This window comes from Serpens gallinarum, assembly GCF_014836765.1.
In the GTDB taxonomy this organism is placed as follows: Bacteria; Pseudomonadota; Gammaproteobacteria; order Pseudomonadales; family Pseudomonadaceae; genus Serpens; species Serpens gallinarum.
This window is the reverse complement of record NZ_JACSQG010000008.1, coordinates 100,268-114,052: the sequence shown is the minus strand read 5'-3', so window position 1 is coordinate 114,052 and position 13,785 is coordinate 100,268. Positions and strand designations below refer to the sequence as shown.

General features: G+C 53.1%; 9 protein-coding genes. All 9 read left to right on the top strand.

The genetic code is table 11. The features are described from left to right. Position 1 precedes the first annotated feature (1 nt). The 9 genes from flgJ (at position 2) to H9642_RS14310 (ending at position 13,455) form a co-directional block, all read left to right on the top strand. Positions 2–1,159 carry a flagellar assembly peptidoglycan hydrolase FlgJ gene (gene flgJ, locus H9642_RS14350; protein ID WP_433962708.1) on the top strand — a complete coding sequence of 386 codons (1,158 nt, stop codon included), beginning with the start codon at positions 2–4 and terminating at the stop codon, positions 1,157–1,159. Positions 1,160–1,170: 11 nt separating this feature from the next. After that, positions 1,171–3,198: a flagellar hook-associated protein FlgK gene (flgK, locus tag H9642_RS14345; RefSeq protein WP_251837138.1), complete on the top strand. Its 2,028-nt coding sequence runs from the start codon at positions 1,171–1,173 to the stop codon at positions 3,196–3,198. Positions 3,199–3,214: 16 nt separating this feature from the next. After that, complete coding sequence (locus tag H9642_RS14340) at positions 3,215–4,753, top strand: flagellar hook-associated protein 3 (protein WP_251837137.1); 1,539 nt, start codon at positions 3,215–3,217, stop codon at positions 4,751–4,753. 129 nt (positions 4,754–4,882) lie between these two features. Then, a complete protein-coding gene (locus tag H9642_RS14335; RefSeq protein ID WP_251837136.1) occupies positions 4,883–5,902 on the top strand; it encodes a class I SAM-dependent methyltransferase in 1,020 nt (339 codons plus the stop codon). A gap of 166 nt (positions 5,903–6,068) precedes the next feature. Beyond that, entirely contained in the window at positions 6,069–6,755 is a 687-nt protein-coding gene (locus tag H9642_RS14330) for a class I SAM-dependent methyltransferase (protein ID WP_251837135.1), read from the top strand. Positions 6,756–6,763: 8 nt separating this feature from the next. After that, on the top strand, positions 6,764–7,963 hold the full coding sequence (locus H9642_RS14325; RefSeq protein WP_251837134.1) for an aminotransferase class I/II-fold pyridoxal phosphate-dependent enzyme: 1,200 nt from the start codon (positions 6,764–6,766) through the stop codon (positions 7,961–7,963). Continuing rightward, positions 7,956–9,161, top strand: coding sequence for a DegT/DnrJ/EryC1/StrS family aminotransferase (locus H9642_RS14320; RefSeq protein ID WP_251837133.1), 1,206 nt, complete (start codon positions 7,956–7,958; stop codon positions 9,159–9,161). Before H9642_RS14325 ends, H9642_RS14320 begins: the two co-directional genes overlap by 8 nt. After that, complete coding sequence (locus tag H9642_RS14315; protein ID WP_251837132.1) at positions 9,158–9,877, top strand: WbqC family protein; 720 nt, start codon at positions 9,158–9,160, stop codon at positions 9,875–9,877. The genes H9642_RS14320 and H9642_RS14315 overlap by 4 nt, the downstream gene beginning before the upstream one ends. A 29-nt stretch (positions 9,878–9,906) precedes the next feature. Continuing rightward, complete coding sequence (locus tag H9642_RS14310) at positions 9,907–13,455, top strand: glycosyltransferase (protein ID WP_251837131.1); 3,549 nt, start codon at positions 9,907–9,909, stop codon at positions 13,453–13,455. The last annotated feature ends 330 nt before the right edge of the window (positions 13,456–13,785 follow it).

Sequence of the window (13,785 nt, the reverse complement as noted above, 5' to 3'; positions counted from 1 at the left end):
GATGAGCATGAAATTTAGCGCTCCCAGTGTGGGCGACAGTGGCGCCTACACCGACCTCAATCGCCTAAATCAGTTGAAGGTCGGCAAGGATCGCGACAGCGAGGAAAACACCCGCAAGGTCGCTCAGGAGTTTGAGTCGCTGTTCCTCAGCCAAATGTTCAAGGCCATGCGTCAGGCCAACGACGTGCTGGCCGACGACAATTTCATGAACAGCGAGACCAGCAAGCATTACCGCGACATGCACGATCAGCAGATGGCCGTGACGCTGCCCAAGCAGGGCGCCGGCATCGGCCTGGCCGATGTCCTGGTGCGACAGCTGAGCAAGGACCGTCAAGCCAGCGTGCGTGAGAATCCGTTTCGCAGTGCCGACGCGCCGGCGTTGGCCGGCGCGGCAGTCGAGCGGCCGACATTGGCCGGCGGCAGCGACGGTGAGCTGCGCGACGACCGACAATTGCTCAAGGCGCGGCGCTTGAGTCTGCCGAGCTATCGCAGTGGCGGTGCTACCCAGGCAGCGCCCGAAACCGCCGCGCTGGCGACTGCCCAGCCGGGCCAGCCGCTGGTGGACCTGGATTGGAAACCCGCGCAAGCCTACGCGGCTCCCGAGCGTGGCGGGCTGCTGGTCAATGGCCGGCCGGTAAGCGATTCGGCGCCGATGCCCACCCGTTTTAATTCGCCGGAAGAGTTTGTCGCCGCCATGCTGCCCATGGCCGAAGGCGCTGCTCGACGCCTGGGTGTCGATGCCCGCCACCTGGTGGCCCAGGCCGCGCTGGAAACCGGGTGGGGCCGCTCGATCATTCGCCAGGACGACGGCAGCAGCAGCCACAACCTGTTCGGCATCAAGGCCCATGGCTGGGGGGGGGATTCCGCCAGCACCACCACCACCGAGTTCTACAACGGCCAGGCGGTGAAGGAGCAGGCCGAGTTCCGCAGCTACGCCTCTTACGCGCAAAGCTTCGACGACTACGCGACCTTCCTGCAAAGCAACGGCCGCTATCAAGAAGCGCTGCAAACCGCCGATAACCCGGACAAGTTCATGCGTGAACTGCAGCAGGCTGGCTACGCCACCGATCCGCAGTACGCGCGCAAGGTCAACCAGATCGCCAAGCAGTTGCAGACCTACCAGATGGTCGCCGCCGCCGGCACGACGAAGAACATTTAGGAAGCTGAAACATGGCAGGTTTGCTCTCCATCGGCATTTCCGGGCTCGCGGCCAGCCAGGCCCACCTGAGCACCGTCGGTCACAACATCACCAACGCAGACACGCCCGGCTTTTCGCGCCAGCAGGTGACACAGCAGTCGTCTGGCGGTCAATACATCGGCCCGGCCGGTTTTATCGGCAGCGGCACCACGCTGAACGATGTGCGCCGTATGTACAGCGGCTTCATCGACACGCAGCTGCAGAGCGCCACCGCCTTGAATGGCGATACCAAGTCGTACCTGGACAGCATCAGCCAGATCAACTCCCTGCTGGCTGATAGCGGCACCGGTGTGAACGTGGTGCTCAAGGGTTTTTTTGATTCCGTGCAGAACGTGGTCAGCAAACCCACTGACCTTGCCTCGCGCCAGTTGTTGATGACCTCCGCTGAATCGTTGAGCAATCGTTTCGGCTCGGTGCAGACGCAAATGGAGGACCAGGGGGCCTACGTCAACAGCCAGCTGAAGACCATGACGGACACGGTCAATGGCTTGGCAGACAAGGTGGCGAAGCTCAACGTCGCGATCAAGACGGCATCCCTCAACGGTATCAAGCCGAACGATCTGATGGATTCGCGAGACCAGGCCGTGCGCGAGCTGTCTGGGCTGGTAGGCGTCAAGGTGGTGGATCAGGACGGCCAGTTCGCCCTGTTCCTCGGCAGCGGTCAGCCGCTGGTGATCGGCAATCAGGCCAATACCCTGACGGCAGAGCCGAGCAAAGACGATCCTTCCCGTCTGGCGATGATCTTCACCACGCCGACCACGCGTATTGATATCACTAATGTAGTGACGGGCGGCACTGTGGGTGGCCTGCTGCGTTACCGCAGCGAAGTGCTCGATCCGGCCATGAATGAACTGGGCCGTTTGTCCTTGGTCATCGCGGATCAGGTCAATCAGCAATTGGGCCAGGGTCTCGATCTGAATGGCGAGTTTGGCGCCACCCTGTTTGGTGATATCAACGCCGCGAATGTGGTGAATCAGCGCAGCATTGCCCAAGGGGGCAACAGCGCCGGCTCAGGCAATTTCGACGTGCGGATCACCGATACCAGCCAGCTCAGCAAGTATGACTATGAAGTAGAGTTCACCAGTGCCACCGAGTTTACGGTGCGTCGATCCGACGGCACGGATATGGGCGCTTTCGATCTGGCGATCGATCCGGAGCCGGAGCTTGCTGATGGCTTTAGTCTGAGTTTTGCGGGCGGCGCTCCGGCAGCGGGCGATACCTTCACGCTGATTCCCACCCGTCATGCCGCGGGCGATATTTCGGTGGCGCTTACCGAGCCCAAACGCCTTGGTTTGGCTGCGCCGCTGAGTGCGACCACCGGCAGTGGCAACTACGGCACGGGCAGTATCAGCCAGCCGGAGCTGAAGACGCATCTGGACATCTACGCGCCGGCTGCTGATCAGCAAGCTCAGCAAGATGCGATCAAAGCTGCAATGCCCGTCCGAGTGGTGTTTGGCGAGGTAGATGCGGCAACCGGCATGCAGGACTACACGCTTTACGATGTGAATGGCGCCGAAATTACGGCTGCGGCGGGCACTTACATTCCGGGCCAATCCAAAGAGCTGCCTCTGGCGGTGACCGTTGCGGGTATTACGGTTGAATTCAGTGCGACTGTCAGTGGTTCTCCAGCCAACAACGACAGCTTCACTATTTCCTTCAACCGAGATGGGCAGTCGGACAACCGCAACGCGCTCAAACTGCAGGATTTGCAGAGCAAGGCGACGGTCGACGTCGATGCTGCCGGCAAGGGCTCCAGTTTCACCACCGCGTATGGTTCGCTGATCAGCGAGGTTGGCGCGAAGACCGCCCAGGCGCAGGCGGACAACGGCGCCACCGAGGCGATTCTTACTCAGGCCACCGCGACCCGCGAGTCGCTGTCGGGTGTCAACCTCGACGAAGAGGCTACCAACCTGATCAAGTTCCAGCAGTACTACACCGCCTCGTCGCAGATCATCAAGGCTGCCCAGGAAACCTTCAACACGCTGCTCAGCGCTCTCTAAGGTCAGGTGACGAACCATGCGTCTTTCGACTAATCAAATGTTCAACGCCAACGTGAATGGTTACCAAAAGGGTTACTCGGCGCTGGTCAAGACCCAAGAGCAGATCACGTCGGGCAACCGTATTCAGACGCCGGCGGATGACCCCATCGGGTCGGCCCGTCTGCTGCAGTTGGAACAGCAATCCGCGCTGTTGAGCCAATACAAAAGCAATCTGACCGATGCCACCAACTCGCTGACCCAGGAAGAGAGCATTCTGTCGTCCATGATCAACATCTCGCAGCGTGCACGCGAGTTGGCTGGGCATGCGGGTAACGGTGCCTATAACGACCAGAACCGTTCGGCCATCGCGGCTGAGCTGAAGCAGATCGAAGCAGAGCTGTTCGGTCTGATGAACAGCAAGAACGCCAGCGGCGAATACTGGTTCAGTGGTAGTCAGAGTGGTATCCAGCCTTATGTGCTGAACAGTGACGGCACTTACAGCTATCAGGGTGATCAGGGACAGCAGAACCTTCAAGTTGCCACTGGATTGCAGATCAGCATTAACGACAGCGGTTATAGCGCTTTCGAAACTGCGCGCAATGTCAGCCGCACAGCGTCGAGTCTCGACACTGTAGGCGCGAGTGGGCAGCGGATGTACCTGTCCCAGGGTACGGTTTCCAATCAGCGGGATTTCGACAGCACCTTCCGAGCGGATGCGCCCTACAAGTTGGAAATCAGCGCCAACACAGACGGCAGCATCGGCTACACCGTGACGGCTGCGGGTGTTGCCGTGGACTCCGGGTCTTATGACCCTAACCAGGAAAATCCGAAAATCACCTTCCGGGGTGTCGAGTTCAACCTTGACACCATGCTGAAGACGGGTGAGTCGGACTTCGCAGCGCTGCTAGATGGCCACAGTTTCGACCTGGGGATGGCCCCCGAAAAGTTTGCTGTTAGCAGTAATTCCGCCGCACAAATTAGCGCCTCAACCGTGGTGGATGTGGATGCTTACACGACAGGCTTCCCAGATGGTGGCGTGACGCTGAAGTTTGACGGTACTGGTTATCAGGCCTTTGCTCAGCCAAGCAATGTATTGATCCCCAGCGCTTTCGATGGCGCGACCAATACGTTGACGGTAGCTGGCGTCGAATTCAGCTTCAGCGGAACGCCGGCAGCGGATGATCTGTTCAAGGTCACGGCCGATTCCCAGGAAAACCAGAATCTCCTCAATACCATTGCCAATCTGCGTGCAGCGCTTGAGCAGCCCGCTGATGGCATTGAAGGGGGTGGCCTGCGTATCCGGGAAGCCATTGCAGTGGCCCTGGGCAATATCGATAGCGGCATGATTCAGATCGAAAGCACCCAAGCTCACATTGGCGCACGTCTGAACAGCATCGACACGCTGCTCGTCGAAAATGAAAGCCTGAGCATTATGAATGACTCGACCCAATCGGCCATTCGCGACACCGACCAGTTCGAGGCTGCCTCACGCCTGATGTTGCAACAAACCAAGCTTGAGGCTGCTCAAGCTGCGTTTGTCCGGGTGAGTCAGCTGAGTTTGTTTGATCGGTTGTAAGCAGCATCGATTGTGTAGCGGCGCGACTTCACACGAAGTTCGCGCCGTTTTTTTTGAAAAAACGGATTTGAAGCGGTAAGAACAAGTGAATCTTTATACGAATAGTCCGGTTATTTTTTAGGGTAAAACATGGAAACTATTTCGCAAGCGCGGCAAACAGCAGAGCTTTTATTTTCGCGGGGGGAGTATGCGAATGCATTGGCCTTGCTGGAGAAAATTGAAAGTGTTGTAGGGGCTCACTCTGAGTTGGCTAATGACATTGCGATTGTTCATTATCGCTTGGGTAATATCCCGAAATCGATGCATTATTTTAGAAATGCGTTGACTCATCAGGGTGAAAAAGAGCACCGCGTGGCAAATAATCTCCTGGCAATTATTGAGGAGATAACCCTCAAAGGGGCAGCGCCGAGCTCTATGCTGTCTTCGGATGTTGTCTGTCCTGTCTGTAATACAGAGGCAATTCGCTTCAACCCCATCCCAGAAGCGTATCGGCAGATTGCTAAAAAGCATGGTTTTGAACACTTCGGCAAAGGGGAAATGACAGCGCATGACACTTACAGCTGTAGTGCATGCGGCGCCTCGGATCGGGAGCGAATCTATGCACTTTGGATTGAGCAAGAGATACAGCGAGGCGGATTGCGCCAAGGCGACAAAGTCATTCACTTTGCCCCTGAGGCGGGTCTGAGCCGTGTTCTACGTAAGAAAGGCTTCCAATATGCAACTGCCGACTTAGGTATGGCAGGGGTTGATTACAAGGTCGATTTGCAAAATCTGCCATTTGAAAACGAGTCGTTCGACTTTTTCATTTGTAGTCATGTCTTGGAACATGTTGCAAGCGATGATGCCGCTATCCAAGAACTCCTTAGAATTACTCGAAAAGGAGGATTCGGAATTCTAATGGCACCCATTATTGTAGGTCTTGAAAAGACGTTGGAAGATCCTGGCGTTACTGATCCGGCTGAACGTTGGAGGTTGTACGGTCAAGATGACCATGTGCGCCTCTATGCTCATGAAGATTACGTGAGCAAAATTGAAAAGCATGGTTTTCAACTTGACCAGTTGGGAATGGATTACTTCGGCAAAGAGCTTTTCGAGAAATTGGGTTTGAAAGAAACGACCGTGCTTTATATTGCAAGGAAATTGGATTGACTTTTTAGATGCAGGTAGATCCGTTGTTTCGGGAGCTGGCAAGATATTTGCAGCAGCACCTTAAGTGTTTGAAATGACGGACGATTGGCGGTTCGACGGATTTTTGATCTGTGTCAGCTTGCCGTAAATCGTCTGACTTCCTGATTAGATAGTTTGAAGGTAATTCATGGAATCTGATTTTAAAGAGCATCCCAAAAAAGTTGCTGATAATGATTTTTGGGGGCAGGTCAAGCGCACGGTGCATGGTCAACCCGTTTCGCAAGAACAAATCGATATGATAGTGGGGAGCGTAAGATCAAGCCTTACGCTGCGTCCGGATGATGTGTTGTTGGATCTTGCCTGTGGTAATGGGGCGCTGTCCCAATACTTTTACGGTGAATGCAGCGAGTTTCACGGTGTGGACTTCTCTGAAGTGCTGATTGCGCGGGCCAAACAGTATTTTGAAGAAAGGCCGCGACGCTCGTTCGAGCTGTCAGATGTCGGCAGTTACATCGTTTCGGAGTCGAATCCTGAGCGCTTCACCAAGGCTCTGTGCTACGGAAGTTTCTCTTACTTCCCTGAAGAAGTCGCTCGCTTGGTTCTAACCAATCTGAGCTGTAAGTTCAAGCGGATTGAACGGGTCTTTATCGGTAATCTTCCAGACTTGGATAGGCAGGCATTTTTCTATACCGATGGGCTTGATCATACGCAAGAGCTTAAAGAGTTCAACTCCAAAATCGGTATATGGCGAAGTGAAGCGGAGTTCCGACTGCTTGCTCAAGATTGCGGCTGGGAGGCGGAGTTCAAAAGAATGCCGAAGGAGTATTATGCGGCACATTACCGTTACGACGTTATTTTGACTCGCAAGGCATAGGTGAGCAAATGCTTGGCAAGTTAAGCTGTGCTGATTTAGCGGTTTGGGGTGGTAAGCCTTTGTTTGAAAGAGCTCGGTCTACATCAAGCTTGTATACCCCCGACATCAATAAGTTTCTGGAGTACTCAAAAGTATTCTATGAGGCTCGCCAGTTTACTAATCGCGGTCCACTGGTGCAGGAGTTAGAGAGCCGTTTGGCGCGTTTTCACGGAGTAAGCCACTGTATATCTTTTTGCAGCGGATTCTGGGCGCTGGTATTGACAATAAGATGCACTGCATTGTCTGGACGAAATGAGATAATCATGCCGTCTTTGACCTATAGGCGTATGGCTGACGTGGCTGCCTGGGCCGGCTACACGCCTCGATTTTGTGATGTTGATGCGGTAAGCATGGCAATGAGTCCTGATACGGTGCGGCCATTGTTGAATGAAAATACAGCCCTGATCATGGCTGTTCACCCTATTGTCAATTGTTGCGATGCGGCTGGGCTGGAAAGACTCTCAGCAGAAACAGGCATTCCTGTAATGTTTGATGCCGTAGAATCGGTTTACGAGGTGCTAGATAGCCGAAAAGTTGGAAGCTTTGGTTCAGCAGAGTGTTTCTCGATGCATGCCAGCAAGTTGCTGAATGGATTTGAGGGTGGTTATGTGACCACAAACGATCCTGCTCTGGCAAAGAAGCTGACGATTATGCGTGGCTTCGGTTTTAGTGGGCAAGATAATGTCGAAGATCTTGGCTTGAATGCGAAATTGAATGAAATCCATGCGGCTATGGCACTTGCGGCTTTAGATGATCTAGATACGCTGGTGCAGGAAAACCTTGTTCGATATAGGCATTACCAGAAAACTTTGGAATATATACCGGGGATTCGTCTGGTTGCCTTCAATGAGGCGGAGCAGACTGGTTTTAAGAACATTTTGATAGAATTGCAGGATGATTGGCCCTTAACGCGTGAGGAAACACTGAGGCTACTAAACTCTGAAAATATTCTGGCCCGAGCTTATTACTCGCCACCGCTGCATCTGAAAAAAACCAGATATAAAACAGTTTCTGGCCCCCTTCCTATAACCGAAACCCTCGCCGAGCGGTTCATGCTGATGCCCTGCGGTCATAGAGTTTCAGAAGACGATATAAGTAAAATTTCAATGTTCCTGCTGTTTATGCAAGAACATGCTGCGGATCTGCGTGCGAGGTTAAACCGTGAGTAGCCGTGAGCTTGCCGTGTTGGGCGGAAAATCCCTCTTTGATCAGCCAGTACCCGTAGGGCAGCTTTACTTTCCTGAATGGGAGAAATATGAAACTGCTATGCGAGGAATATTTGATCGGCAGTACTACACTAATCAGGGTCCTTTGGTATGCCAGTTAGAGACCAGGCTGCAAGAATTTTTAAATGTTCGACACGCTATTTGTGTCACGAATGCAACTATTGGGTTAATGATGGCGGCCGATGCACTTGGCTTGCACGATAAAGTTATAACCCCAGCATACACGTTTATCGCAACCGCTCAGTCGCTTAGTTGGGCGGGGGTAGAGCCTCTTTTTTGTGATGTGGATCCACTGACCCACCAGATAGAGCCAGAGTCGGTAGAGACTTTGCTGAAACAATATGCAGGTGAGGTCAGTGGGATTCTGGCCGTCAATTTGTGGGGTGATGCGTGCCAGCAGGTCAAGCTTGAATACTTGGCAAAGAAGTATGGAGTAAAGCTGTATTTTGACTCTGCACATAGCTTTGGCTGTGAGATTGATGAAAATCCAGTTGGCGCTGCGGGCGATCTTGAGGTTTTCTCTTTCCATGCCACAAAAGTACTGAGTGCGGCTGAAGGTGGTTGCATCTGTACTAATGATGATGAGCTCGCTGCGCACTTGCGGAATATCCGCAGTAGCTACGGCGCCGGGTCTTTTCGTGCTGTGCTGCGTACTTCAAATGGCCGTATGTCAGAGGCGCAGGCTGCAGTAGCCTTGCTCAGTCTGGATGCATTCCAGGATATAGTGGCTCGCAACGAGAGGATTTTTAATTCTTATCGAGAGGGGTTAGAAGGTATTCCGGGTTTACGTTTGATTACCCCAGGCGCTGTAAGTAAAACCAATTATCAATATGTTGTTTGCGATGTGGATGAGACCGAGTTTGGGTTGACTCGCGATGAACTTCAGCACGTTCTCTCTGCCGAAAATGTGTTGGCGCGTCGTTACTTCTATCCAGGCCTCCATCGCTGCGTTCCCTATGCAAGCCAATTCCCCGATGCATCCGATCGACTGCCTGTCACCGAACGTTTGTGTGGAAGAGTTCTACAGCTACCTATCGGTCAGGTGATTGACGAGAGTGACTCGAGAGAAATTGCGATGATCGTGCGCGCAGCATTTGATAATGCTGAAAAAATTCGCCAAAAGCTGAGGGTTAGCGTGTGAAATTAGGGATTATGCAGCCCTATTTTTTTCCGTTCCTGGGTCATTTTGCATTAATAGCCCATACGGACAAGTGGGTGGTTTTTGATGTGACCCAGTACACGCCCAAGTCATGGATGGCACGTAATAGGGTTTTACATCCCAATGAGGGGTGGGCCTATATAAATGCTCCTCTTTCTAACTCATCCATATCAATAAAAACTTTTCAGGCCCGAGTTCTAGATATTGCAGTTACTAAAAAATCGCTACTGGGAAAGCTGTCTCACTACCGTCGGGAAGCGCCTTTCTATACTTCTGTAGTTGCTCTTGTGGAGAGGGTTTTTTCTGGCCTGAACAGTGACTCCTTGGTTGATCTTAATGTCCGTGGTCTCCAGGAGGTTTGTAATTATTTGGGTATCCCATTCAATTTCTCAATCTGCTCTCAGATGGATCTGGATTTCACTGGCGTTGAAGAGGCGGGTGACTGGGCTCCTGCTATAAGTCGGCAGTTGGAGGCAGATATTTATTTGAATCCTATCGGGGGGCGGGATCTTTTCGATCCGCTCAAGTTCAGGGCTGCCAATACCGATTTGGTTTTTTTAGAGTTTGATCCGTTTTTTTATGAGACGGGCACGTATACGCCGGAATCGAGTCTATCCATTCTGGATGTGCTGATGTGGAACTCCCCGGCAGAGGTTGTTCGGGCAATAGATAATTGTTCTCACATGGTTTGTGTTTGATATTTATTTTTTTGGATTATGGGTTTTAAATGGAAATCAAGAGTCCTTTAGTTAGTATTGTTGTTCCCACCTATAAGCCAAGATTTTTCGAGGCTGCTCTACAAAGTGCCTTGCTGCAGACGTACGGCAATATAGAAATTCTGATTAGTGATGATTGTCCAGGTTTGGATGTCCAGGATATCCTGAGTCGCTATCTTGTGCATGCCTCCAAGCCTATAAGAATTATCCGTAACGAGCCGGGTCTTGGTGGTTTGTTAAATTATACTCAGTGCGTGACTGAGGCGAGAGGGCAGTTCGTTAAGTTTCTTAACGATGACGATATACTGCTGCCGACCTGTATTGAGCGTATGGTTGAAGTCTTCAATGGTGATTCTTCCATAAGTCTGGTTACATCCCGAAGACTGCTGATCGATGGTTTGGGTAGAACTCTCCCTGAGATTCAAGCGACCAAATGCCCATTTCTCAAGGATACACGTATCAACGGGCGTGACCTGATAAGTTATCTGGCCGACTATCCGATGAATTTTATCGGTGAGCCCAGTACTGTTATGTTTCGTCGGGAACATCTCGTTAACGTCACGCCTAATGTATGCTGTCTGCAGGGTGAGACGATTCGAGCTATCAACGATCTGGCCATGTATGTAAATATCCTGACGCATGGCGATCTTGCGTACCTTGTAGAACCGTTATCATGCTTTCGTCAGCATGAGGAGCAGCGACAGCAGCAATCCGATATTCTGGAATTATGGAAGAAAGCGGTCGTGCTTTTTCCCCGGCAAATAAAGTCCATGGGCCTTTATCGCAGTCAGGGAAACAGCCGCGTGCGGATTTCGTCACTTGAGTCGGATCAGTGGGAGGAATTTGATCTACAAAAAGTCCTGTCCGTTGTTCCCATCGTTGCTGAACAGGGAGCCGCTACCGCGTTTTCACTCCAAACCTGGGCTAAAGAAAGAGTCATTCAGCCGCATCAGCAGGCTCTAATCGACGAACGGCTTTCTGCCACGCCTGTCGTACGAGTGGGTGTTTACATCCTCGGTGGGGAGCAGGATGCACAAGCGCTGCGGAGGACGTTGGACAGTTTGGCTTCTGCGCCCCGGAATCTGCAGTTGGAGGTCGCGGTACTTGGACAAGTGCCCCATGCGGTGGATTTTCCTGCCAATGTTCGGCAGGTTTCACAGGGCCCCAGCCTTGCCGATACGCTGAATGAATGCATTGAAGCCGAAGCCCAGGATTGGGTGGTGTTGCTAGGCAATGGCGTGGAGTTCACCCGTGGTGGTCTGCATATGCTGTCGGTGGAGCTTTCCGCAGGACTGCCTTGCGATGCCGTTTACGCCGATGAACTGGTGCTAAGCGAGACGGGGGTGGGTGCTTTATTCCGCCCTGATTTCAATCTTGATCTACTCCTTAGTTTGCCAAGTGCCACGGCGCGTCGCTGGTTGTTTCGGGGGGATGCGCTGAAAGAATTGGGTGGCTTCGATGCTCGCTACCCAGCAGCCTTGGAATTCGACCTGATTACGCGTTTGATTGAGCAAAAAGGCATTTCTGCCATTGGTCACCTAGACGAGCCCTTGCTAATTGCCGACTCCATCAGCCTGCTCAATATCACGGATGAAGTCAGTATTCTGGAGCGTCACCTTCAGCGTCGCGGCTATCCCAATGGCAAAGTAGTCACTGACCTGCCTGGTCGCTATCGTTTGGTCTACAACCATGAAGACAAACCGCTTGTTTCCATCATCGTGCCGACCAAGGATCAGCTACCCATGCTGCTCCGCTGCATTACGAGCCTGCTTGAGAAAACCCGCTACCCCAACTTCGAAGTGCTGATTGTCGATAACAATAGCGAGACGGCGGAGGCGCGTGATTGGCTGAATGGCGTAGAAAAAATGGGGGCCGACAAGGTGCGCGTACTGCGCTACCCGCATCCGTTCAATTATTCAGCAATCAACAATATGGCGGCCCGTGAGGCCCGCGGTGAATACCTCGTATTGCTCAACAACGATACCGCGATCTTGCGTGAAGACTGGTTGGAAGCATTGATGAACCACGGGCAGCGTCCCGAGGTTGGCATCGTGGGTGCCAAGTTGCTGTATCCGACCGGTCAAATCCAGCATGCCGGGGTAATCCTTGGTCTGCGGGGCCCTGCGGACCATCCCTTCATTGGTGCGGAGCAAACCGATTCTGGCTACATGCAACGGATGCAGGTTGATCAGAATCTGACGGCTGTGACAGCGGCCTGTTTGCTGATTCGCAAGAGCCTTTACGAGGATGTGGGTGGCTTGGATGAAGGGGCCTTCAAGGTTTCCTATAACGATGTTGACCTGTGCCTAAAAGTGCGTGAAGCGGGCTATCTGACCGTATGGACGCCGCACTCGGTCGTCATGCATGTGGGCAACGTCAGTCAAAATAACGTTGATCCTGGGAAGGCCGAGGCCAAGCGCAAGCGCTTTATCGCTGAGCAGGATGCGATGTATGAAAAATGGCTGCCCCTTATTGCACGAGATCCGGCGTACAACGCCAATTTATCGTTGAATGGCAAGGGCTTCGAAATTGAGGTGGATGCCAATCTCACCTGGCGTCCTTTGAGCTGGCGGCCGCTGCCGGTGGTCTTGGCCCATATGGCAGACAAGACGGGTTGCGGTCAGTATCGGGTCATCCAGCCGTTCAATGCGGCGAAGGAGGCCGGGCTTATCGATGGTACGTTGTCAGGCCGGTTGCTTAGCATTCCTGAGCTGGAGCGTTATAACCCCGACTCCATTGTGTTGCAGCGGCAGGTAACGGATGCCCAGCTGGAAATATTGAGTCGGATGAATAAATTCTCAAAGGCCTTCAAGGTCTTCGAGTTGGATGATTACCTCCCCAATTTACCGATCAAGAGTGTTCATCGAGGTCACATACCTAAGGATATTCTGAAGTCCATACGACGTGGCCTGGGCTACGTGGATCGCTTTGTGGTGTCTACCGAGCCGTTAGCCGAAGCCTTTGCCGGCATGCATGCGGATATTCAGGTTGTCAAGAATCGTCTGGATCCGCGTTGGTGGACTGGCCTGGGCAGCGAACGGCGCGTGTCTGATAAGCCGCGAGTGGGTTGGGCGGGGGGTTCCAGTCATACCGGTGATCTGGAAATGATCGCTGATGTGGTTAAGGAATTGGCTAACGAAGTGGAGTGGGTCTTCTTCGGCATGTGCCCGGACAAACTGCGGCCTTATGTGCACGAGTTTCACCCCGGAATCGATATCGAGAAGTATCCGGCTGCGCTGGCGGGCTTGAATCTGGACCTAGCGTTGGCACCGGTTGAGCCGAACCTGTTCAATGAGTGCAAGAGCAACTTGCGCTTGTTGGAATACGGCGCTTGCGGCTTCCCGGTGGTGTGCACCGATCTGGTTTGTTACCAGGGCGATCTGCCGGTGACACGGGTGAAGAACCGCTTCAAGGATTGGGTGGATGCGATTCGCATGCACCTGTCCGACCTGGACGCGACGGCGAAAACGGGTGATGAACTGCGTGCCGCCGTGCACAAAGACTGGATGCTTGAAGGCGAAAACCTGGAGCTATGGCGCAAGGCCTGGTTGCCAGGTTAATCGCTAAGCAAAGCCCGCAAAGTTGCGGGCTTTTGCGTTTTAGTTGCGTTGTTCGGGTGTATGGGGTTGCTGGGCGGCGCAGCGTTTACGACGTGCTGGTAACGGATATCGACGCGAAACATACCAGTGTGACGGCCAGTCTAGGCTCCGATTCTTCTCGCTCAACTCGTTCCTGCGGCCCCGCCGAAGGGGCGACGAAATCATGCGGATCACCTCGCGCGACGTGGTTGCGAATGTGCGCTAAGACACGTAATGGCGTGGTAGTGGCGAAAAAAGACGCAGGTACCCCTAAAGCATCCGCGGGAGCCGACGATAACCCTTATGACAGTT